Source organism: Pseudomonas sp. NUPR-002 (genome assembly GCF_056322725.1).
On the sequence record NZ_CM150476.1, the window covers coordinates 1909440 to 1931227 of the forward strand.

Annotated in this window: 18 protein-coding genes; 11 read left to right on the forward strand and 7 right to left on the reverse strand. The window is 60.7% G+C overall.

Going from position 1 to position 21788, the window contains the following annotated elements:
• Nucleotides 1-24 precede the first annotated feature (24 nt).
• Nucleotides 25-843, reverse strand: coding sequence for a posphoenolpyruvate synthetase regulatory kinase/phosphorylase PpsR (gene ppsR, locus ACVWSC_RS08885; RefSeq protein WP_442113285.1), 819 nt, complete (start codon nt 841-843; stop codon nt 25-27).
• A 176-nt stretch (nt 844-1019) separates the two neighbouring features.
• On the opposite strand from ppsR, the gene ppsA reads away from it, so the two are divergent.
• The 8 genes from ppsA to ACVWSC_RS08925 all read left to right on the forward strand — a co-directional run bounded on the left by ppsA (nt 1020) and on the right by ACVWSC_RS08925 (nt 9107).
• Nucleotides 1020-3395 (forward strand): phosphoenolpyruvate synthase, encoded by a 2376-nt coding sequence (ppsA, locus tag ACVWSC_RS08890; protein ID WP_442113286.1) that lies wholly within the window; start codon nt 1020-1022, stop codon nt 3393-3395.
• Between the two features lie 107 nt (nt 3396-3502).
• On the forward strand, nt 3503-4501 hold the full coding sequence (locus ACVWSC_RS08895) for an alpha/beta fold hydrolase (protein ID WP_442113287.1): 999 nt from the start codon (nt 3503-3505) through the stop codon (nt 4499-4501).
• Between the two features lie 89 nt (nt 4502-4590).
• On the forward strand, nt 4591-5079 hold the full coding sequence (gene rraA / locus ACVWSC_RS08900; RefSeq protein WP_442113288.1) for a ribonuclease E activity regulator RraA: 489 nt from the start codon (nt 4591-4593) through the stop codon (nt 5077-5079).
• Between the two features lie 27 nt (nt 5080-5106).
• Nucleotides 5107-6102, forward strand: a complete 996-nt coding sequence (locus ACVWSC_RS08905) for a zinc transporter ZntB (RefSeq protein ID WP_442113289.1) — start codon at nt 5107-5109, stop codon at nt 6100-6102.
• Between the two features lie 95 nt (nt 6103-6197).
• Nucleotides 6198-6452: a CrfX protein gene (locus ACVWSC_RS08910; RefSeq protein ID WP_442113290.1), complete on the forward strand. Its 255-nt coding sequence runs from the start codon at nt 6198-6200 to the stop codon at nt 6450-6452.
• Nucleotides 6453-6454: 2 nt separating this feature from the next.
• Complete coding sequence (locus tag ACVWSC_RS08915; RefSeq protein WP_442113291.1) at nt 6455-7279, forward strand: mechanosensitive ion channel family protein; 825 nt, start codon at nt 6455-6457, stop codon at nt 7277-7279.
• A gap of 113 nt (nt 7280-7392) precedes the next feature.
• Entirely contained in the window at nt 7393-7959 is a 567-nt protein-coding gene (gene sigX / locus ACVWSC_RS08920; RefSeq protein WP_442113292.1) for an RNA polymerase sigma factor SigX, read from the forward strand.
• 110 nt (nt 7960-8069) lie between these two features.
• Nucleotides 8070-9107 carry an OmpA family protein gene (locus ACVWSC_RS08925; RefSeq protein ID WP_442113293.1) on the forward strand — a complete coding sequence of 346 codons (1038 nt, stop codon included), beginning with the start codon at nt 8070-8072 and terminating at the stop codon, nt 9105-9107.
• 224 nt (nt 9108-9331) lie between these two features.
• Here the strand turns inward: ACVWSC_RS08925 and cobA are convergent, their stop codons facing one another.
• The 5 genes from cobA to ACVWSC_RS08950 all read right to left on the reverse strand — a co-directional run bounded on the left by cobA (nt 9332) and on the right by ACVWSC_RS08950 (nt 15053).
• Nucleotides 9332-10078 carry a uroporphyrinogen-III C-methyltransferase gene (gene cobA, locus ACVWSC_RS08930; RefSeq protein WP_442113294.1) on the reverse strand — a complete coding sequence of 249 codons (747 nt, stop codon included), beginning with the start codon at nt 10076-10078 and terminating at the stop codon, nt 9332-9334.
• Between the two features lie 29 nt (nt 10079-10107).
• Nucleotides 10108-11778 carry a bifunctional protein-serine/threonine kinase/phosphatase gene (locus tag ACVWSC_RS08935; RefSeq protein WP_442113295.1) on the reverse strand — a complete coding sequence of 557 codons (1671 nt, stop codon included), beginning with the start codon at nt 11776-11778 and terminating at the stop codon, nt 10108-10110.
• Nucleotides 11779-11787: 9 nt separating this feature from the next.
• The gene (locus tag ACVWSC_RS08940; RefSeq protein WP_442113296.1) at nt 11788-12999 is read right to left on the reverse strand and encodes a nitrate/nitrite transporter; all 1212 of its coding nucleotides are present in this window, start codon (nt 12997-12999) and stop codon (nt 11788-11790) included.
• A 248-nt stretch (nt 13000-13247) separates the two neighbouring features.
• On the reverse strand, nt 13248-13823 hold the full coding sequence (locus ACVWSC_RS08945) for an ANTAR domain-containing response regulator (protein WP_442113297.1): 576 nt from the start codon (nt 13821-13823) through the stop codon (nt 13248-13250).
• Between the two features lie 15 nt (nt 13824-13838).
• A complete protein-coding gene (locus tag ACVWSC_RS08950; RefSeq protein WP_442113298.1) occupies nt 13839-15053 on the reverse strand; it encodes a CmpA/NrtA family ABC transporter substrate-binding protein in 1215 nt (404 codons plus the stop codon).
• Between the two features lie 151 nt (nt 15054-15204).
• Between ACVWSC_RS08950 and ACVWSC_RS08955 the strand changes: the two genes are divergently transcribed.
• Nucleotides 15205-16227, forward strand: coding sequence for a quinone-dependent dihydroorotate dehydrogenase (locus ACVWSC_RS08955; RefSeq protein ID WP_442113299.1), 1023 nt, complete (start codon nt 15205-15207; stop codon nt 16225-16227).
• 95 nt (nt 16228-16322) lie between these two features.
• Here the strand turns inward: ACVWSC_RS08955 and rmf are convergent, their stop codons facing one another.
• Nucleotides 16323-16538 carry a ribosome modulation factor gene (rmf, locus tag ACVWSC_RS08960; RefSeq protein ID WP_128326123.1) on the reverse strand — a complete coding sequence of 72 codons (216 nt, stop codon included), beginning with the start codon at nt 16536-16538 and terminating at the stop codon, nt 16323-16325.
• A gap of 541 nt (nt 16539-17079) precedes the next feature.
• Between rmf and rlmKL the strand changes: the two genes are divergently transcribed.
• Together rlmKL and ACVWSC_RS08970 are read left to right on the forward strand one after the other, a co-directional pair.
• Nucleotides 17080-19281 (forward strand): bifunctional 23S rRNA (guanine(2069)-N(7))-methyltransferase RlmK/23S rRNA (guanine(2445)-N(2))-methyltransferase RlmL, encoded by a 2202-nt coding sequence (gene rlmKL / locus ACVWSC_RS08965; RefSeq protein WP_442113300.1) that lies wholly within the window; start codon nt 17080-17082, stop codon nt 19279-19281.
• Nucleotides 19282-19387: 106 nt separating this feature from the next.
• Complete coding sequence (locus ACVWSC_RS08970; RefSeq protein WP_442113301.1) at nt 19388-21784, forward strand: sensor domain-containing diguanylate cyclase; 2397 nt, start codon at nt 19388-19390, stop codon at nt 21782-21784.
• Nucleotides 21785-21788: the final 4 nt, after the last annotated feature.

The window sequence follows — 21788 nt, forward strand, 5'->3', positions numbered from 1 at the left end:
GGGGCAAGCCCGCTCCCACCGGTGTTACTTGAACCGGCGCTCTACGCCTTTTTCCACAAGGATTTTCGCTGCAATCTCTTCCACCGAGAAATGCGTGGAGTTGATGTGTGGGATGCTCTCGCGGCGGAACAGGTTCTCTACCTCGCGCACTTCAAACTCGCACTGGGCAAAGCTGGCATAGCGGCTGTTGGGCTTGCGCTCATGACGAATGGCCGTCAAACGGTCCGGGTCGATGGTCAGGCCGAACAGCTTGTGCTGGTGGTTTTTCAGGGCCTGAGGCAGTTGCAGGCGTTCCATGTCGTCTTCGGTCAACGGATAGTTGGCCGCACGGATGCCGAATTGCATAGCCATGTACAGACAGGTTGGGGTTTTGCCGCAACGCGACACGCCCACCAGGATCAGGTCGGCCTTGTCGTAGTAATGGGTGCGGGCACCGTCGTCGTTGTCCAGGGCAAAGTTGACCGCTTCGATCCGCTCCATGTAGTTGGAGTTGCCACCGATGGAGTGGGATTTACCCACCGAATACGACGAATGTGCGGTCAGTTCCTGTTCCAGCGGCGCCAGGAAGGTCGAAAAAATGTCGATCATGAAACCATTGGAGGTGGCCAGCACCTCTCGGATATCCTGATTGACAATGGTGTCGAAGATGATCGGGCGAACACCGTCCTTTTCAGCGGCGCTATTGATTTGCTGTACCATAACCCGGGCTTTTTCCACGCTGTCGATGTACGGACGCGTGAATTTATTGAACGGAATGGTATCGAACTGCGCTAGAAGACTTTGTCCCAGCGTCTCGGCTGTGATGCCGGTGCCATCGGAGATAAAGAAAGCAGATCGTTTCATTTGCGCCTTGGGCCTTAAGCTGATGACGAATCTTGGATATGATAGGTTCGGTTTACCGAACACGGCGTTCGGCATTCTCACTTATTTTCCAGGTCCAGGCCACAAGCGCCCGGCCAAGCCAGAGTAGGCAGGCGGGCGACCTGAGCTTTTCCAACACAGTTAGTGGAGAGATCACCTTGGTAGAGTACGTAGTTTCCCTCGATAAGCTCGGCGTCCATGATGTGGAGCATGTGGGGGGCAAGAACGCATCCCTCGGCGAGATGATCAGTAACCTCGCGGGCGCCGGTGTATCGGTCCCCGGCGGCTTTGCCACTACGGCTCAGGCGTACCGTGATTTTCTCGAACAGAGCGGGCTCAATGCCCAGATCCATGCCGCGCTCGACGCGCTGGATGTCGATGATGTCAACGCCCTGGCCCGTACCGGTGCGCAGATCCGTCAGTGGATCATGGAAGCCGAATTCCCCGAGCGTCTGAACACTGAAATCCGCGCTGCCTTCGAGCAGATGTCCCAGGGCAACCCGAACATGGCCGTTGCCGTGCGTTCGTCGGCTACCGCTGAAGACTTGCCGGATGCGTCGTTCGCCGGTCAGCAGGAAACCTTCCTGAACATCCGTGGCGTCGACAACGTTATCCGCGCAGCCAAGGAAGTATTCGCTTCGCTGTTCAACGACCGCGCCATTTCCTACCGTGTGCACCAGGGCTTTGACCACAAGCTGGTGGCCCTGTCGGCCGGTGTCCAGCGCATGGTGCGTTCGGAAACCGGTACCGCCGGTGTCATGTTCACCCTCGATACCGAATCGGGCTTCCGTGATGTCGTGTTCATCACCGGCGCCTACGGCCTGGGCGAAACCGTGGTGCAAGGCGCGGTCAACCCGGACGAGTTCTATGTCCACAAGGGCACGCTGGAGGCGGGTCGTCCGGCCATCCTGCGTCGCAACCTGGGCAGCAAGGCCATCAAGATGGTCTACGGCGAAGAAGCCAAGGCCGGCCGCTCGGTCAAGACCGTTGATGTCGACAAGGCCGATCGCACCCGTTTCTGCCTGAGCGACGCTGAAGTCAGCGAGCTGGCCAAACAGGCAATGATCATCGAGAAGCACTACAAGTGCCCGATGGACATCGAATGGGCCAAAGATGGCGACGACGGCAAGCTGTATATCGTTCAGGCCCGTCCTGAAACGGTGAAGAGCCGTGCCCAGGCCAATGTCATGGAGCGCTACCTGCTCAAGGAAACCGGTACCGTGCTGGTCGAAGGCCGTGCCATCGGTCAACGTATCGGCGCCGGCAAGGTGCGGATCATCAAAGACGTCTCGGAAATGGACAAGGTCCAGGCCGGCGACGTACTGGTTTCGGACATGACCGACCCGGATTGGGAACCGGTCATGAAGCGCGCCAGTGCCATCGTCACCAACCGTGGCGGTCGTACCTGCCACGCGGCGATCATCGCCCGTGAACTGGGCATTCCGGCAGTCGTTGGTTGCGGTAACGCGACCCAGCTGCTCAAGGATGGCCAGGGCGTCACCGTTTCCTGTGCCGAAGGCGACACCGGTTTCATCTTCGAAGGCGAGCTGGGCTTTGACGTGCGTCAGAACTCGGTTGATGCCATGCCCGACCTGCCGTTCAAAATCATGATGAACGTCGGCAACCCTGACCGTGCATTCGATTTTGCCCAGTTGCCCAACGCCGGTGTCGGCCTGGCGCGTCTGGAGTTCATCATCAACCGCATGATCGGCGTGCACCCCAAGGCGCTGCTGAACTACGCTGGCCTGCCAGCCGAGCTCAAAGAGAGCGTCGACAAGCGCATCGCCGGTTACAAGGATCCGGTCGGCTTCTACGTCGAGAAGCTGGTTGAAGGGATCAGCACCCTGGCCGCAGCGTTCTGGCCGAAGAAGGTCATCGTGCGTCTGTCGGACTTCAAGTCCAACGAATACGCCAACCTGATCGGCGGCAAGCTGTACGAGCCGGAAGAAGAAAACCCGATGCTGGGCTTCCGTGGTGCGTCGCGTTACATCAGCGAAACCTTCCGCGACTGCTTCGAGCTCGAGTGCCGTGCGCTCAAGCGCGTGCGCAACGAAATGGGCCTGACCAACGTCGAGATCATGGTGCCGTTCGTGCGTACCCTGGGCGAAGCCAGCCAGGTGGTAGACCTGCTGGCCGAAAACGGCCTGGCGCGTGGCGACAATGGCCTGCGCGTGATCATGATGTGCGAGCTGCCGTCCAACGCGATTCTGGCTGAAGAGTTCCTCGAGTATTTTGATGGTTTCTCCATCGGCTCCAACGACCTGACCCAGCTGACCCTGGGCCTGGACCGTGACTCGGGGATCATTGCCCATCTGTTCGACGAGCGTAACCCTGCGGTCAAAAAGCTGCTGGCCAATGCAATCCAGGCCTGTAACAAGGCCGGTAAATACATTGGTATCTGCGGCCAAGGCCCATCCGACCACCCGGACCTGGCCAAGTGGCTGATGGAGCAGGGTATCGAAAGCGTCTCGCTGAACCCGGATTCGGTACTCGAAACCTGGTTCTTCCTGGCCGAAGGTCAGGCAGATAATTGATGTGTTGAACCGAAACCTTCACCAGCCCTCAGGGGTGGTGAAGGTTTCGACCGTATTCCAGGGCGTGCTCCAGTGATGGATCTCGCCCTTTTTCGTGCAAGAAACCTATGCAAAGCAGCAGTTCTCTATTTCCCGTGGCCCTGCTCAGCGCTGAGCGTCGCGGCGATCTGAGCGAGGATGTGTACCGGATCAAAGCCGGTAACAGCCCGGATCGCACCGTTGAGCTGGCCGTCACCCGTCTCGGTATGGCCGATCAGGCCCGCGTGCGAGGTGCCCCGGTAATTTTGCTGCATGGCAGCTTTTCCAATCGACGATTCTGGTATTCGCCCAAAGGCGTTGGCCTGGGCGCCTACCTGGCACGTGCCGGTTTTGATGTGTGGATTCCGGAAATGCGCGGTCACGGCCTGTCACCGCGCAACCATGCCTATCGGCACAACCGCGTCGCCGACTACGCCCGTTACGATTTGCCGGTCATTGCCGCCTTCGTCAGTGAGCAATGTGGCCGTGCGGCGCACTGGGTTGGTCACTCCCTGGGGGGGACCACACTGGCAGCGGCGCTCGGCGGGCAGTACCTCAGCGCCGAACAGGTAGCCAGCGCGGCCTTTTTCGGCACCCAGGTCAGTCGTACCTATTGGCCATTGAAATTGCCACCGGTGGAGTGGGGCGGGCGTTTGCTGCTCAAGCGCTTTGCGCAACTCTCCGGTTCGCGGCTCAAACGTGGCCCGGAGGACGAGCCGATTGGCCTGGCGCTGGAGAGCATGCGCTGGTACGGATTGTTCGGCCGCTTTGGCGACAAGGAGCGCGACTGGTGGGCCGGTCTTGCCGACGTCAATGTGCCGGTGTTGGCGGTGGCGGCGGCCAATGACCATCAAGATCCGGTATGGGCCTGCCGTAAGCTGTTCGAGCAGTTGGGCAGCGAACACAAGCAGTTTGTGCGCCTGGGCAGCGATTCCGGGTTCGATAATTTCGGGCATGTCGACATGCTGGTCAGCAAGCCTGCGCAGGTTCAGGTCTGGCCGCTGGTCGAGCGCTGGCTGCACAATCCCTTGCTGCCACTGCTGGAAGAAGCCGCGCCAGGCGTTTCGCCGGAGCCCGGTTATCGCTAAGATGCCTAAAGCTGCAGCGCTGCACCTCGTCTCTTCAATGACACTGCGACATTCACATCCGTTGTCTTGGCACTCGACAGGAGTTACCCATGCATTACCTCACGCCCGATTTGTGCGACGCCTATCCGGACCTGGTTCAGGTGGTGGAGCCGATGTTCAGCAACTTCGGTGGTCGCGATTCCTTCGGAGGACAAATCGTCACCATCAAGTGCTTCGAGGACAACTCCCTGGTCAAGGAGCAGGTTGATCTCGATGGCAAGGGCAAGGTGCTGGTCGTTGACGGTGGCGGTTCGCTGCGTCGTGCGCTGCTGGGTGACATGCTTGCCGAGAAAGCTGCCAAGAATGGCTGGGAAGGCCTGGTGATCTACGGGTGCATCCGCGATGTGGATGTCATTGCCCAGACCGACGTTGGTGTCCAGGCCCTGGCCAGCCACCCGATGAAAACCGACAAGCGCGGTATTGGTGATCTCAACGTGGTCGTGACCTTTGCCGGGGTCACCTTCCGCCCGGGTGAGTACATCTATGCCGACAACAATGGTGTGATTGTCTCGCCAAGCCCGCTGAAAATGCCGGAATAAGCACACAAACCGCGAAGTGGAGCTGGAATGTTCGAGGAACAGAACGCGCAGTGGGGGCTGGTGCATGCCTTGCTGCTCGATGGTAAAGGCGGCGCGCGTTCGATTGCTCGAACTGAACTGGATGACTTGCAGTTGCAGCCTGAGCAAAGTCTCTGGCTGCACTGGGATCGCAGTCATCCACAAACCCGCACCTGGCTGCGCGACGACAGTGGCCTGAGCGAGTTTGCCTGCGACCTGCTCCTTGAGGAAAACACCCGCCCACGCTTGCTGGCCTTGCCGGAAGAGCAAATGCTGCTGTTTCTGCGCGGGGTCAACCTCAATCCGGGGGCTGAACCTGAAGACATGGTCTCGGTGCGTATCTTCGCCCAGGCGCAACGGGTGATTTCCCTGCGTCTGCGGCCGTTGCGTGCCAGCGACGAGTTGCTCCAGCAGTTGGCCGAAGGCCGCGGCCCGAAAACCGCTTCGGAGCTGTTGCTGAGCATGGCGCAGTTGCTGACCGAGAAGGTCCAGGCGCTGGTCAGCGACCTCTCGGAAGTGGTCGATCTGGAAGAAGAAAAGCTCGAAGCCGACCCGCGATACGCCCCGGAGCAGGGCTCATTGCAGCAGATCCGTCGGCGCGCTGCTGGCCTGCGCCGCTTCCTCGCCCCGCAGCGCGAGCTCTATGCGCAGATGGCGCGCGGTAAATGGAGCTGGTTCGCGATCGACGATGGCGATTACTGGAACGAGCTGAACAACAGCCTGATCCGCTACCTCGAAGAACTGGAGCTGACCCGCGAACGGGCTGCCCTGGTACTGGAGAGTGAAGACCGGCGCCGGGCCGAGCGAATGAACCGGACGATGTATCGCTTCGGCATCATCACCTGTATTTTCCTGCCCATGAGCTTTGTCACCGGCCTGCTAGGCATCAACGTCGGTGGTATTCCCGGTGCTGAAAGCCCCTACGGCTTCCTCTTTGCCAGCCTCATTGTATTGGGCCTGGCGCTGGGGCAGTGGTGGTTGTTCCGCCGTCTGCGCTGGGTATAAAGCAGTGCATTGGGTGAACGTACGGTCATTAACTGTCTACTGGGTTCATGTGACCTGCGCCGTGACCACCTCGTCTTTGACAGATATTGCGCGAGGTGCCCATGCACGATCCGTTTGAAGAATCTCTGCGAGACCTGCTCAAGGCTTCGCCGTCCGGTCACGACCGTGACGACGACGCCTGCCTTGGGCGTGTCCTGAAAACCGCCAACCGTCAGGTGGGTGCGGGCGATCTGTTCAGCCTGCTTGGCCGCTGGAGCCAGGCGTTGATGATCGCCGTCAACAACGGCTCGGCGCATGTTGCGCCGGTCCGCCGTAACGCTACCGCTCGTAAAGCTGATAAGGCCGATTGACTATGGAACTGAATCTCTGGACCCAGAGCTTGCTCGCCGCGATGACCGCGTTGTGGACCAAAGTGGCGAACTTCATCCCCAATCTGTTTGGCGCGCTGGTTGTGGTGCTGCTGGGTTTTGTCGTGGCCAAGCTGCTCGACACCTTGCTCTCGAAATTGTTGGCCAAGCTGGGCCTGGATCGCCTGATGGGCGGCACCGGCTTGACCAAAATGCTCGACCGCGTCGGCATCCAGGTACCGATTTCGACCCTGATCGGCAAAATCGTCTACTGGTTCGTGTTGTTGATTTTCCTCGTCTCGGCCGCTGAATCGCTTGGTCTAGAGCGGGTTTCGGCGACCCTCGACATGCTGGCCCTGTACTTGCCGAAAGTGTTCGGTGCAGCGCTGGTGCTGCTGGCCGGTGTACTGCTGGCACAACTGGTCAATGGCCTGGTGCGCGGCGCCGCCGAAGGCATCGGCCTCGAGTACGCCGCCGGCGTTGGGCGTATCGCCCAGGGCCTGGTGATTATCATCAGTATTTCAGTGGCAATCAGCCAGCTCGAGGTCAAAACCGACCTGCTCAACCATGTAATCGTCATTGGTTTGATTACCGTTGGTCTGGCCGTCGCCTTGGCGATGGGCCTGGGTAGCCGCGAAATTGCCGGGCAGATTCTTGCCGGAATTTATGTGCGCGAACTCTACCAGGTGGGCCAATACGTGCAGGTTGGAGAGGTCGAAGGGCAAATCGAGGAGATCGGCACGGTCAAGACGACCCTGCTGACCGATGATGGCGAATTGGTTTCGTTGTCCAATCGAATTCTCCTCGAGCAGCGAGTCAATAGCCGCTAACCGGGTAATCCTGCTAATGTATGCCGCCGCGAAATTACCCCAGGCAGGGGTAAGCGGCGACATTGACCTGACTGTCGGCCAGATTCGTTTTGAATAAAGTTCACTCGCTGCCCATGCGTTACGACCCCCGCGAGCTCACTGATGAGGAGTTGGTGGCGCGTTCGCATGAGGAGCTGTTTCATGTTACTCGCGCGTATGAGGAGCTCATGCGGCGCTACCAGCGGACTCTTTTTAACGTGTGTTCGCGTTATCTGGGGAACGATCGGGACGCTGATGATGTCTGTCAGGAGGTGATGCTCAAGGTGCTCTATGGCCTGAAGAACTTTGAGGGCAAATCAAAGTTCAAAACCTGGCTCTACAGCATCACCTATAACGAATGCATCACCCAGTACCGCAAGGAGCGGCGCAAGCGTCGACTGATGGATGCCTTGAGTCTTGATCCACTTGAGGAAGCCTCGGATGACAAGGCACCGAAACCTGAAGAGAAAGGTGGGCTGGATAAGTGGCTAGTGCATGTTAATCCGATTGACCGGGAAATTCTGGTGCTACGATTTGTCGCAGAACTGGAATTCCAGGAAATCGCCGATATCATGCATATGGGTCTGAGCGCAACGAAAATGCGGTACAAACGTGCGCTAGACAAGCTACGTGAGAAATTTGCGGGCCTTGCTGAAACTTAGTAGTGCGCAAATATCTCTAACGTACCGGCAAGTTCTGCTAAACTTGCCGTCGAGTTGTCCCCCGGATGTTGGTGGGACTGCTTAACTATCACCAGATGGGGATTTAACGGATGAAATTGAAAAACACCTTGGGCTTGGCCATTGGTTCTCTGGTAGCCGTCACTTCGCTCGGCGCTCTGGCACAAGGCCAAGGCGCGGTTGAGATCGAAGGTAACGTTACCAAGCAGTACTACGATAGCGAGCGCAATTTCAAGAACGACGGCACCAACCCTGGTGTTCGCCTCGGTTACTTCCTGACCGACGACCTGTCGCTGGACCTGGGTTACAACGAAACCCATAACGTCCGTGGCGATTTCTTCAACAAAGACATCAAAGGTTCCAAGGCCAAGCTCGACGCTACCTACCACCTGGGTACCGTTGGCGACGCAGTGCGTCCTTACGTTTCCGCTGGTTTCGCTCACGAGAGCCTGGGCCAAGCGACCAACAACGGTCGTGACCACTCCACCTTCGCCAACCTGGGCGCTGGTGCCAAGTGGTACATCACTGACATGTTCTTCGCCCGTGCTGGCGTTGAAGCCATGTACAACATCGACAACGGCAACACCGAGTGGGGTCCGACCGTTGGTCTGGGTCTGAACTTCGGTGGTAGCGGTGGCAAAGTTGCTCCTGCTCCAGCTCCAGTTGCTGAAGTCTGCTCCGACAGCGACAACGACGGCGTTTGCGACAACGTCGACAAGTGCCCAGACACCCCAGCCAACGTTACCGTTGACGCTGACGGCTGCCCGGCTGTTGCCGAAGTCGTACGTGTTGAGCTGGACGTCAAGTTCGACTTCGACAAGTCGGTCGTCAAGCCAAACAGCTACGGCGACATCAAGAACCTGGCTGACTTCATGAAGCAGTACCCACAGACCACCACCACTGTTGAAGGTCACACTGACTCCGTCGGTCCTGACGCTTACAACCAGAAGCTGTCTGAGCGTCGTGCAAACGCCGTTAAGCAGGTTCTGACCAACCAGTACGGCGTAGAATCGAGCCGTGTTGAGTCGGTTGGCTACGGTGAAACCCGTCCGGTTGCTGACAACGCCACCGACGCTGGTCGCGCTGTTAACCGTCGCGTAGAAGCACAAGTAGAAGCTCAAGCCAAGTAATTGGTAAGCGCTCTACAGAAAAGCCCGGCTTAGGCCGGGCTTTTTTTTGCTTTATGGATTGGCTTTGGCTTTGAGGGCTGTGGGCTTATCCATTCGATGGGGTGGCTGGGCTGGCCCCTTTTGTCTTGGCAAAAGGAACCCTGCATCCGACCCTACCAGTGGGAGCGGGCTTGCCCCGCGAGGCGATGTGGCTGAAAGATCGCTATCGCGGGGCAAGCCCGCTCCTACCGGGAAAAGCCTGCAGCAGTGAGCTGAGTAAGTGCCTGCTCGGCAGCCACTTCACCGATCACCAGGATCGCCGGGCTGCGCAGCTCAAAGCGCGCGGCATCTTCACACAGGTGCAGTAGCGTGCTGCGCTGTTCGCGTTGCTGGGGCAGGGAGGCGTTCTCGATCATCGCCACTGGCGTGTCCGCCGCGAGGCCACCAGCAAGCAGACCCTGCTGGACTTCACCGAGTTTGCTGACGCCCATGTACACCACCAAGGTGGTCTTGCCCTGAGCCAGCGCCTGCCAGTTCAACGGGCTGTCATCCTGGGTGTGTGCGGTAACCAGGGTTACGCCGCGGCTAACTCCACGCAAGGTCAGGGAAATGCCGCATTGAGTGGCACCGGCCAGCCCTGCGGTAATGCCGTTGACCAGTTCGGTTTCAATGCCGTGAGCCTGCAGCCAGGCCGCCTCTTCACCGCCACGCCCGAAAATGCACGGGTCACCGCCTTTGAGTCGCGCCACGCAACGGCCCTGGCGGGCATAGCGCAGCATCAGGCGTTGGATGAAGGCCTGAGGTGTGGAGCGGCAGCCACCGCGTTTACCGACCGCTATGACCCGCGCCTGAGGGCAGTGGGCGAGTATTTGTGGGTTGACCAGATCATCGATCAGCACCACGTCGGCTTCGTGCAAAGCGCGGACGGCTTTGAGGGTCAACAGCTCCGGGTCGCCAGGACCAGCACCTATCAGCCAGACTTTTGCATTCATCGGGTTTTCCTCATCGGCAAAGGGCGCTGTCAGCCTTTTAGCAGGCAGATCAGCAGGATCAGGTTGAGTAACAGCGACATGAGCGCCAGGCCACGCCAGACCTTCAACGGTTCGCGCTCAAGTAGCGGGCGAGGGCGGACTGACAGGTGCTGGCGTTCGCCTTGTTCCAGCAGCAAAAGCCATTGTTCGGCGGTTTCAAAACGTTGTTGCGGGTCGGCAAGCAGTGCTTGCTCAAGGTTGTGTTCCAGCCATTCGGGCAGGTCGGGACGGTGCCGCGCTGCGCTGGCCGGTTGGCTGAAACGTGGGCGTTGAAACGCTTCGATCTCGCCGTAGGGGTAATGGCCGGTCAGCAGGTAGAACAGCGTGACGCCTACGCTGTACAGATCCTGTTGGGCGCTGGGCGGCTCGCCGTCGAAGGCTTCCGGGGCAATGAATGACGGAGTGCCCGGCAGTTCATGGGCGCGGTCTTCAGAGAGCCCGGGGCAGAAGGCTAAGCCAAAATCCAGCAGGCGCAGTTGGCCGTCATCACCCAGGTGCAGGTTCTCCGGCTTGATGTCGCGATGCAGGATGTTGCGCCGGTGCAGCAGGCCCACGGCCTGTAACAGCTGTTGGGCCAACGATTGCCACTGCGCCAGGGGGAGCGGGCCATTACGCTGGAACAACTGCGCCAATGTTTGTCCTGGGTATTCGCGCATCAGGTAGTACAGGTGCTGGCGTTGACTGGCTGGGTGTACTTCCGGGAAGTAGCGCCCGGCAACCCGGCGCAAGAACCATTCTTCGAGCAGCAGGCTTTGCACTGCGCCCGGTTCGTTCTCGCGTGGGGTGGGCAGGGTCTTCAACAGCCAGGCGATTTGCTGGTGGTCATGGACGCGGTAGAGCAGTGATTGCCGGCTTTGATTGAGCAGTTGCGCCACGCTCCAGCCGTCGATGGATTGGCCGTTGCGCAAGGTATCCGGCAGCGGCCATTGCTGCAACTGCGCCAGCGAGTCGCCGAGGTTGCTTTCGCCCAGGTGGTCGATGCGCACCAGCAGGGCGCTGGCGTTGTCCTGGCTGCCGCTGTGATGGGCGGAGCTGACCAGCGTCTGGGCTGCGTCCTGCAGGTCGATCTGTTCACGCAGCACCGCCCTGATTTGCGACTCGCTGAGGCTGGCCCAGACGCCATCGCTGAGCAGCACGAAACATTCTCCGGCGTGCAGGTCGCCTTCCAGATAGTCGACCTGCAGGTGCTGATCAAGGCCCAGGGCGCGTTTGAGCACATGCTGCATGCCCGGTTGGTCCCAGACATGATCTTCACTGATGCGCTGCAACTGGCCTGCACACCAGCGATAGATCCGGCAGTCGCCGACATGCGCGAGGGTGAAGCGCCGCCCGCGCAGCACCAGGGCACTGAGGGTGGTGAGCAGGGGTTGACCGCCGCCATTGGCGCGCAACCAGCGGTTCTGCGCCAGCAGCAGGCGGTCTAGGGCCTGGGCCACGCCCCAGGTCGGTGGCGTGGCGTAATAGTCCAAGGCCAGCGACTGCAGGCTGGCACGCGCTGCCAGGCCGCCGTCGGCGCATTGGCTGACGCCGTCGGCGAGGGCAAACAGATAGCCTTTGCTGGCGGCCAGCTCCGGGTTTGGCGTTACCAGGCGCAAGGCGTCCTGGTTCTCTTCCCGCGGCCCTGTGGCGCTGGCTTGGGCGAAGCTCAGTTGCAGGCTCATGGTGCGGCCTCAGACCCGTGCTGCGGTGACTGCAGCCGAGCCCCAGGTGGTGCGCCAGCGTTGTTTGACGCCAATCAGGCCGAACCAGGCCAGCACGCCCAGGCTTGCGAACAACCACAAGCCCAGTTGGTAGTCGCCGCTGTGCTGCTTGATGGCGCCCAGGCCTGCAGCAAGCAGGAAGCCGCCGATCCCGCCGGCCATGCCGATCAGGCCAGTCATGACCCCGATTTCCTGACGAAAGCGTTGCGGCACCAGCTGGAATACCGCGCCGTTACCCGCACCAAGACCGAGCATGGCGCTGACGAACAAGGCCAAGGCCGCGACCGAGCTGGGCAGGTTGAAGCCGACTGCGGCGATGCACAGCGCGGCGACGGTATACATTGCCAGCAGCGTGCGGATGCCCCCGAAGCGATCGGCCAGGGCGCCACCCAGTGGGCGCATCAGGCTGCCAGCGAATACGCAGGCGGCGGTGTAATAGCCTGCGGTGACCGGGCTCAGGCCGTACTGGTCATTGAAGTAGCCGGGCAGGGCGCTGGCCAGGCCGATGAAACCACCAAAGGTGACGCTGTAGAAAAACATGAACCACCAGCTGTCGCGATCTCCCAGGGCTTTGAGGTAGTCGGCCATGGCCTTGGGTTTTGGGCGTTGTGGCGCATTGCGTGCCAGCAGGGCGAACAGCACCAGGGTCAATACCAGTGGGATCACGGCAAAGCCGAACACGTTGTTCCAGCCAAAGCTGGCAGCCAGCACCGGTGCCAGGAGGGCAGCGAACACGGTGCCGGAGTTACCGGCGCCAGCGATACCCATGGCCTTGCCCTGGTGTTGCGCGGGGTACCACTGCGAAGCCAGTGGCAGAGACACGGCGAAGGAGGCACCGGCAACGCCGAGGAACACCCCGAGCAACAAGGCGTGCTCATAGCTGTGAATCCCCAGGTTCCAGGCGCAGAACAGGGCAATGATGACGATCACCTGGCCAATCAGGCCGGCGGTTTTCGGTGACAGGCGATCCACCAGAATGCCCATGCCAAAGCGCAGGATGGCACCGGCCAGAATCGGCGTGGCGACCATCAGGCCGCGTTGTTGGGTGGTCAGTTGCAGGTCGGTGGCAATCTGCACCGCCATGGGGCCGAGCAGGTACCAGACCATGAAGCTGAGGTCGAAATACAGAAAGGCGGCGAACAGCGTGGGGATATGCCCGGACTTCCAGAAACTCGTATTCATCGAACACCTCGTTAAGCGTTACACCCAAGGGGAAGAAACGAAAAAGACGTCGCCATCCGGCTCGCTGCTGCGAGGGGAGTGCGACGTCTTTGTCGTGTAAGGGGGCAACCGCCGTTGGCTACCTGTACTCAATGCTCAGCAAAACCCGGGCCAGAACGTCTGGGAGTCCACGGTGGGAGCGGGCTTGCCCCGCGATTGCGGTGTGCCTGAACGCTGGCTATCGCGGGGCAAGCCCGCTCCTACAGGCGTTAGCCGAGTAAATCGCTCATGGCGATGATCTGTTCGGCGACCTGGATCAGTTTCTGCTGTTTGCTCATGGCCTGGCGGCGCATCAAGGTGTAAGCCTGCTCTTCGTTGCAGTCTTTCATTTTCATCAGCAGGCCTTTGGCCAACTCGATGCGCTTGCGTTCGGCCAGTTGCTGGTCGCGTGCTTGCAGTTGGGCCTTGAGTGCCTGGTCGCTTTCAAAGCGCGCCATGGCCACGTCGAGTATCGGCTGCAGGCGCGCGGCATGGATGCCTTCCACGATGTAGGCGCTGACCCCGGCCTTGATCGCCTGGCGCATTACGCCTGGATCATGCTCGTCAGTGAACATGACAATCGGGCGCGGTTGGTCGCGGCTGACCAGGATCACTTGTTCCATGACATCCCGGCCCGGTGACTCGGTATCGATCAGCACTACGTCTGGGTGCACCAATTCGACGCGGGCTGGCAGGTCGATGGTCAGCCCTGACGCCTCGATCACTTCAAAGCCGGCTTCAACCAGTGCGGCCTTCAGGCGCCCGACTTTTTTCTCGGTGTCATCGATCAACAGGATTCGCAGCATCGGGGCGTCTCCTTATCAGCGACGGGCAAGGGCAGCGGGCGTTTCGGCCAGCGCATGCAGGGCGAAGCTGCGGGCGTAAGCGGCAGGGTCGCTACCGTCCCAGTAGCGGCCATCGATCAGTTGGCTACGGCGCATGTTTTGTTCTGTGCAGGGCACGCCAATGGCAGTGGCGGCGTCACGGTACAGGGCCAATTGTTGCACCTGGCTGGCCACGGCCAGGTAGTCAGGGTCTTCGCGCAACAGGCCCCAGCGGCGGAACTGGGTCATGAACCACATGCCGTCAGACAGGTAAGGCAGGTTGGCCCGGCCATGGTCGTGCAGGCGCAAGGCATGCGGGTCGTGCCAGTGATTGCCCAGACCGTCGTGGTAATGGCCGAGCAGGCGCGGTTCGATACTGTTCAGTGGGCTGTTCAGGTAGGCCTTGCCGCTGAGCAATTGCGCGGTGCTGCGGCGATTCTCCGGGCTCTGCTCAATGAACCGGCTGGCGGCGAGGATGGCCTTGATCAGCGCCCTGGCGGTGTTGGGGTACTGCTCGACAAAGCTGCGCGTGCAGGCAAGGACTTTTTCCGGGTGATCAGGCCAGATTGACTGGCTGGTGGCCAGGGTAAAACCTTGGCCCTGTTCGATCGCATCGGCTGACCAGGGCTCGCCAACGCAGAAACCGTCGATGCGCCCAGCCTGCAAATGGGTGAGCATTTGCGCGGGGGGCACAACCACGCTGTTGACGTCATGGAGCGGGTGGATGCCCTGGCTGGCGAGCCAGTAATACAGCCACATGGCATGTGTGCCGGTCGGAAAGGTTTGGGCGAAGGTGAGTTTTGTGCCGCTTTGGTGCACGAAACGCTCCAGCGCTTCAGGGCGGGTCACGCCTTTGCGCTGCAGGGCAGAGGACAGATTGATGCCTTGGGCGTTTTGGTTCAGGCCCATCAGCACGGACATATCCGTTGCGCCGGTACCACCAATCCCCAGGTGCACGGCGTAAACCAGGCCGTACAGGCAGTGGGCAGCATCCAGCTCGCCGCTGACCAGTTTGTCGCGCAGGCCGGCCCAGGAACTCTGGCGCTTGAGGTTCAGGCTCAGGCCGTAGGGCTGGGCGAAGCCCTGGGTCGCAGCGACGACCACGGAGGCGCAGTCGCTCAACGCCATGAAGCCGATGTTCAGGCTGTGCTTTTCCGGCGCATCGCTGCCGTTGACCCAGGCCAGTGGGGTGGTGGGGGTGTCGTTGTTCACAGTGTCGCGCCTGTGTCGGAGGGCGGGCCGGGTCGCGTGCGGAGCCGGTGTTACAGGTCAACAAAGCAACCCATATGCCAAGGCGGCGCTGTCCCCCGGACCGCGCCGTCTATATAATCGCCCCCTCACTCACGTCGAGCTAAGCCCGCCCATGTATACCCTGGCCCGCCAGCTGTTGTTCAAGCTCTCCCCGGAGACCTCCCACGACCTGTCCCTTGACCTGATCGGCGCCGGTGGCCGTCTGGGTTTGAACGGGCTGCTGACCAAGGCCCCGGCCTCGTTGCCGGTCACGGTAATGGGCCTGGAGTTCGCCAACCCGGTTGGCCTGGCGGCAGGCCTGGACAAAAATGGCGCGGCCATCGACGGTTTTGCCCAGTTGGGTTTCGGCTTTGTCGAAATCGGCACGGTCACCCCGCGCCCTCAGCCTGGCAACCCCAAGCCGCGCCTGTTCCGTCTGCCCGAGGCAGAGGCGATCATCAACCGCATGGGCTTCAACAACCTGGGTGTGGACAACCTGCTCAACCGGGTGCAGGCGGCCAAGTACCGTGGTGTGTTGGGCATCAATATCGGCAAGAACTTCGACACCCCGGTCGAGCGTGCAGTAGACGACTACTTGATCTGCCTGGACAAGGTCTATAACCAGGCCAGCTACATCACCGTCAACGTCAGCTCGCCCAATACCCCGGGCCTGCGCAGCCTGCAGTTCGGCGATTCGCTCAAGCAGTTGCTCGATGCCCTGGCTGAGCGCCGCGGGCAACTGGCTGGGCAATATGGCAAGCACGTGCCCCTGGCGATCAAGATTGCCCCCGACATGAGCGACGAAGAAACCGCTCTGGTAGCCGCGGCGCTGATCGAATCGGGCATGGATGCAGTCATTGCCACCAACACCACCCTCGGTCGCGAAGGGGTCGAAGGCTTGCCACATGGTGATGAAGCTGGTGGTTTGTCCGGTGCGCCGGTGCTGGAAAAGAGCACCCATATCGTCAAGGTGCTGTCGGCTGAGTTGGGTGGGAAACTGCCGATCATTGCCGCCGGTGGCATCACCGAGGGCAAGCATGCCGCTGAGAAGATCGCCGCTGGCGCCAGCCTGGTGCAGATCTACTCGGGCTTCATCTACAAGGGCCCGGCGCTGATCCGTGAGTCGGTAGATGCCATCGCTGCCATGGGGCGCTGAATCGCAGGGATAAAAAAGGGCCCCTTGAAGGGGCCCCTGGGCCTTAGCCCGCCGCCCGGATGGGGCGCGCATGGTGAATGAATTCAGATCCTCGTTCAGCCAACGGCGTGAAGTTCGTTGAGTCTGTGTATACCCGCAGTGCCGGTCATACCGTCCCAGTTGTCGCCACGTCCTTCGCGCCAGCCGTTAATCCAGGCTTGGCGTACCGACGGTAGAGTAAAAGGGCAAAGCTCGCGGGATTTGCCGGCAACCCCATAGTGGTAGCCTCGTGTAAATGCTTTTTCCAACGGATCACGCTTAAGTCTTCTCATAGGGTGTTGCCCTCACTTGTTGACTGTAATGTCCCGTCGGCCTCGTCTGAGGCCGGGCAGAATCGTTCTGCCGGTGTGCGCTCGCTGCCGGCGTGGCGAGCAGAAGTGTTGCCCCGTTGCGGTGACAACCTGAGATGAGTTCTAACCAATGCACGACACAGTGTGAATGATCGTTTTGTCATAAGGGCGTAACCTTTCCTAGGGTCAAAGGATAAGTAAATAAATGCTTCGGCCCAGGACGGGACGAAAAGCCCGCTATGATCAGGGTTTGATCGGCGTTGAAGTCACTTGGCCATTGCCTGGTGATAATTTGTAACAAGGCTGTCAATACGACGAAGGGTCATTTTTCACCCGGCTCGTCATGAAATTTTCATTCTGCCCGGTAATCAAAGACGTTTCTGCCCCTGGCAAAAGGTCTGGATGCCCGGGTGGCCCGGCACGCTTGCAGTGCCATTCGAGCGCTCGCTGGAACGGCGCTCGATTAAACACAGGAAGGCAATGCGCTTGCCCTCCACTTATTGCTCAAGGCACTGGATACCACATGTCGGACCGTTTCGAACTCTACCTAACCTGCCCCAAAGGCCTTGAAAGCCTGCTTGCCGAAGAGGCGCGTGGCCTTGGCCTTGAAGAGGTGCGTGAACACACCTCGGCCATCCGCGGCTCGGCCGACATGGAAACTGCCTACCGCTTGTGCCTATGGTCACGCCTGGGCAACCGTGTGTTGCTGGTGCTCAAGCGCTTCAACATGAAGAACGCCGACGACCTGTACGACGGCGTGCACGAGGTGGAGTGGCAAGACCATCTGGAAGCCAGTGGCTCGCTGGCTGTCGAATTCAGCGGCCACGGCTCCGGCATCGACAACACCCATTTCGGTGCCCTCAAGGTCAAGGATGCCATTGTCGACAAGCTGCGCACCCGTGAAGGCGAGCGCCCGTCGGTCGACAAGCTCAATCCGGATCTGCGCGTGCACCTGCGCCTGGATCGAGGCGAAGCCATCCTGTCGCTGGACCTCTCCGGGCACAGCTTGCACCAGCGCGGTTACCGCCTGCAGCAAGGCGCCGCGCCGCTCAAGGAAAACCTTGCCGCCGCCGTGCTGATTCGTGCGGGCTGGCCGCGTATTGCCGCTGAAGGCGGTGCGCTGGCTGACCCGATGTGCGGTGTGGGCACCTTTTTGGTGGAGGCAGCGATGATTGCTGCCGACATCGCCCCTAACCTCAAGCGTGAGCGCTGGGGCTTCAGTGCCTGGTTGGGCCATGTGCCGGCGCTGTGGCGCAAGCTGCACGATGAGGCCCAGGCGCGGGCGCAGGCGGGGCTTGCCCGGCCACCGTTGTGGATCCGTGGCTACGAGGCCGACCCACGGTTGATCCAGCCGGGTCGCAACAACGTCGAACGTGCCGGGCTCAGTGACTGGGTCAAGATCTATCAAGGGGAAGTGGGCAGTTTTGAGCCGCGTCCTGACCAGAACCAGAAAGGCCTGGTGATCTGCAACCCACCCTACGGCGAGCGCCTGGGTGATGAAGCCAGCCTGCTCTACCTCTACCAGAACCTCGGCGAGCGCTTGCGTCAATCGTGCCTGAACTGGGAGGCGGCGGTGTTTACCGGTGCTCCGGACCTGGGCAAACGCATGGGCATTCGCAGTCACAAGCAGTACGCGTTCTGGAACGGCGCGCTGCCGTGCAAGTTGTTGCTGATCAAAGTGCAGCCGGACCAGTTTGTCACTGGCGAACGCCGTCAGCCTGAGCGTGACGCCCAGGGCAATGACACCCCGCGCAGTGCTGCAGCAGTGGCCAGTGAACCGGCACGCTTGAGTGAAGGCGGGCAGATGTTCGCCAACCGTTTGCAAAAGAACCTCAAGCAGCTGGGCAAATGGGCCAAGCGCGAGCAGGTCAGCTGCTATCGCCTGTATGACGCCGATATGCCGGAGTACGCCCTGGCAATCGATCTGTATCAGGACTGGGTGCACGTGCAGGAATATGCCGCTCCGCGTTCAGTCGACCCGGAGAAGGCCCAGGCTCGCTTGTTCGATGCCTTGGCTGCAATTCCCCAGGCATTGGGTATCGACCAGAGCCGGGTGGTGGTCAAGCGCCGTGAACGCCAGAGCGGCACCCGTCAGTACGAACGCCAGAGCACTCAGGGGCAATTCCTCGAAGTCAGCGAGGGCGGTGTCAAACTGCTGGTCAACCTCACCGATTACCTGGACACCGGCTTGTTCCTCGACCACCGGCCGATGCGCATGCGCATCCAGCGTGAGGCGGCGGGCAAGCGTTTCCTCAACCTGTTCTGCTACACCGCAACGGCCTCTGTACACGCCGCCAAAGGCGGCGCGCGCAGCACCACCAGCGTTGACCTGTCGCGTACTTACCTGGATTGGGCACGACGCAACCTGTCGCTCAACGGCTTCTCCGACAAGAACCGCCTGGAGCAGGGTGATGTGATGGCCTGGCTGCAAGCCTGCCGTGACGAGTTTGACCTGATCTTTATCGACCCGCCGACCTTCTCCAACTCCAAGCGCATGGAAGGTGTTTTCGACGTTCAGCGTGACCACGTCGAATTGCTCGATCTGGCCATCGCGCGCTTGGCGCCGGGCGGCGTGCTGTATTTCTCCAACAACTTCCGCAAGTTCCAGCTCGACGAGCGTCTGGCCGAGCGGTACGCGGTAGAAGAAATCAGTGCCCAGACCCTGGACCCGGATTTTGCCCGTAACAGCAAGATTCACCGGGCGTGGCGCATTCAAGCACGTTAAGTGCGCGCTTGTGCTGGGTTGCAGATTGCTTGATTAGTGGCGAATAGCTATAACTGAGGGAGGTTTTGGCAAACGCACAATGCTGGCGTTATGAGTGCAATCAACTATGTCGATGCATGGCGTTCGTCCAAAAATGCTCGGCTTTCTCAGCGAAGAAGTGTCCGCCTGGCTGGTTGCCCTTGTGGCATTGGCCGTCGGCGGACTGTTGACCGCGTTTCTGGCGTTGGCAACCTACGAGTTGTACCGACAACAGCTGCGTCAACGCTTCGAGTTGCTGGCCAGCGAGCGTTACAGTCGTATCGAAGAACGCTTCGAGGATCAGGTGCAACGCCTGGATGGGTTGCGCCGGTTCTTTGTGTATGCCAACGAAATTACCCTCGACGAATTCAATGGCTATGCCCGTCCGTTGTTGCACCGCACCCAAGCCTATTCCTGGGCGCCGCGGGTGCCGGGTGCAGCGCGTGCAGAGTTCGAGCAGCGCGCGAGCCAGGTCCTGGGGATTTCCTACGCGATTCGACAGCTGTCCGATCGCGGCGATTTGTCGGTATCGCCCGCGCGGGCGCAGTATTACCCGGTGCTGTTTACCCAGGCCTTAGGCCCGCAGCGTCAGCCATTCGGCTTGGATCTGCTCTCGCAACCCCTGCGTGAGGACACCCTGCAGCGCGCCTCCAAGCCGGGCAGCATGGCGGTCTCGGCACCGCTGAACCTTGCCGATGTCGATCCCGCCTATGCCCGTGGTGTGCTGATGGTGGCGCCAGTGTTTTCCCCGCTCAATCCATCGCCTGAACCTCAGGGCTACGTCATGGCGGTGATCAGCGTGCGTCAGTTGATGGCCGAGGGCTTGCCCAATACCGCCCAGGACAATCTGGTAGTGCGTATTCGCGACTTGTCCGGGCCGGATGCTCAACACGAAGTGTTATTCCAATCGGACAACAAGGGCGCCGCTTCGCCGCTGGCGGCTACTCACTTGTTGCACCTGGCCGATCACGATTATCAGCTCGACATCCGCCCAAGCCAGGCCTTCATGCAGGCCAACCGCTCTTCGGCCGTCACGGCTGTGGTGTTTCTTGGCGGCTTGCTCAGTGTGATGCTCAGTGCCTTGCTGTTCAGCTTGTTCAGCCAGCGGCAACGCGCATTGACCCTGGTGGAGCAGCGTACCGGCGAGCTGCGCGTCAGTGAGAGCTCCTTGCGCACAACCCACAACCAGCTGCGCAGTGTGCTGGATGCCGCGACCCAGGTCGCGATCATTGCCACCAACCTGCGCGGCGTGGTCAGCATGTTCAATGCTGGCGCCGAGCGCATGCTTGGCTACAGCAGCGCCGAAGCAGTGGGCAGTCTGACCCTGGAGGCGTTGATCTCGCCTCAAGAGCTGCAGCGTCGGGCGCGGGAGCTGACGCAGCGCTACGGCCGCGACATCACCCCGGCCCAGGCCATCTTCGCGCAGACCGTTCAGGAAGGTGGCAACGAGGCGGGCGAATGGACACTGCAGCGCAAAGACGGCAGCCACCTGTTGGCCAATATGCTGGTGACGGCGGTGCTCGATGAGCACGGCCTGTGGGTTGGCCACCTGGCGATCTGCATCGATGTCACCGAGCGCAAGCGCGTGCATGATGCGCTGGCCGCCCGTGACCGCCTGCTGGACAAGCTCAGTGCCGAGGTGCCAGGCGGGATCTATCAATTTCGCCTGCGAACCGACGGCAGCTCTTGCTTCACCTACGCCAGTGAAGGGCTGCGAGACATCTACGAACTTGAGCCCGAGCAGTTGCGCCAGGACGCTACTGCGGTGTTTGAGCGCATCCACCCGGATGATCTGCTGCGTGTGCGGACCTCTATCCGCTTTTCGGCCGACCATATGACGCCGTGGCGTGAGGAATACCGGGTGTTGCTGCCTGAGGCTGGGCAGCGTTGGGTGCGGGGGGAGGCGACACCGGAGCCGGAAGAGGATGGCAGCACGCTCTGGCACGGTTACCTGACCGATATCTCGGACCTGAAACGTGTTGAGGAAGAGTTGCGCGCGCTGTCGGTGACGGATGCGTTGACGGGCATTCATAACCGCCGCTACTTCCAGGAACGCTTGAAGACCGAGCTTGAGCGCGCTCAACGCGATCAGCTGGATCTGGCGGTGATCATGCTGGATATCGATCACTTCAAGCGCATCAATGACCAGTTCGGACATGCCGTGGGTGACCACGTGTTACGCAGCCTGTGCCAGCGCATCGGTCAGCGCTTGCGGCGCACCGACGTGTTCTGTCGTTTGGGCGGTGAGGAGTTCATGGTGTTATGCCCGGGCAGCGACGCCGAACAAGCGCATTCCCTGGCGCTGGAGTTGTGGCAGGGGGTGCGCAGTGTCGAAGTGGAGGGCGTGGGCCAGGTGACGGCCAGTTTTGGTGTGGCCGGCTGGCGCCCGGGAGAGGGCGCCGATGCCTTGCTGCTTCGTGCCGACTCCGGTGTTTACGCGGCCAAACAGGCTGGCCGCGATCGGGTCGAAGCAGAGCTGCCGTGAGCGA

Bases quoted from the DNA above. Each gene is read 5' to 3' on its own strand.
- sigX (WP_442113292.1), top strand. From the start codon at position 7,393: ATGCGTTACGACCCCCGCGAGCTCACTGATGAGGAGTTGGTGGCGCGT.
- ACVWSC_RS08970 (WP_442113301.1), top strand. From the start codon at position 19,388: ATGTCGATGCATGGCGTTCGTCCAAAAATGCTCGGCTTTCTCAGCGAA.
- ACVWSC_RS08925 (WP_442113293.1), top strand. From the start codon at position 8,070: ATGAAATTGAAAAACACCTTGGGCTTGGCCATTGGTTCTCTGGTAGCC.
- rraA (WP_442113288.1), top strand. From the start codon at position 4,591: ATGCATTACCTCACGCCCGATTTGTGCGACGCCTATCCGGACCTGGTT.
- ACVWSC_RS08940 (WP_442113296.1), bottom strand. From the start codon at position 12,999: ATGAATACGAGTTTCTGGAAGTCCGGGCATATCCCCACGCTGTTCGCC.
- ACVWSC_RS08915 (WP_442113291.1), top strand. From the start codon at position 6,455: ATGGAACTGAATCTCTGGACCCAGAGCTTGCTCGCCGCGATGACCGCG.
- ppsR (WP_442113285.1), bottom strand. From the start codon at position 843: ATGAAACGATCTGCTTTCTTTATCTCCGATGGCACCGGCATCACAGCC.
- rmf (WP_128326123.1), bottom strand. From the start codon at position 16,538: ATGAGAAGACTTAAGCGTGATCCGTTGGAAAAAGCATTTACACGAGGC.
- ACVWSC_RS08945 (WP_442113297.1), bottom strand. From the start codon at position 13,823: ATGCTGCGAATCCTGTTGATCGATGACACCGAGAAAAAAGTCGGGCGC.
- ACVWSC_RS08955 (WP_442113299.1), top strand. From the start codon at position 15,205: ATGTATACCCTGGCCCGCCAGCTGTTGTTCAAGCTCTCCCCGGAGACC.
- cobA (WP_442113294.1), bottom strand. From the start codon at position 10,078: ATGAATGCAAAAGTCTGGCTGATAGGTGCTGGTCCTGGCGACCCGGAG.
- rlmKL (WP_442113300.1), top strand. From the start codon at position 17,080: ATGTCGGACCGTTTCGAACTCTACCTAACCTGCCCCAAAGGCCTTGAA.
- ACVWSC_RS08905 (WP_442113289.1), top strand. From the start codon at position 5,107: ATGTTCGAGGAACAGAACGCGCAGTGGGGGCTGGTGCATGCCTTGCTG.
- ACVWSC_RS08895 (WP_442113287.1), top strand. From the start codon at position 3,503: ATGCAAAGCAGCAGTTCTCTATTTCCCGTGGCCCTGCTCAGCGCTGAG.
- ACVWSC_RS08935 (WP_442113295.1), bottom strand. From the start codon at position 11,778: ATGAGCCTGCAACTGAGCTTCGCCCAAGCCAGCGCCACAGGGCCGCGG.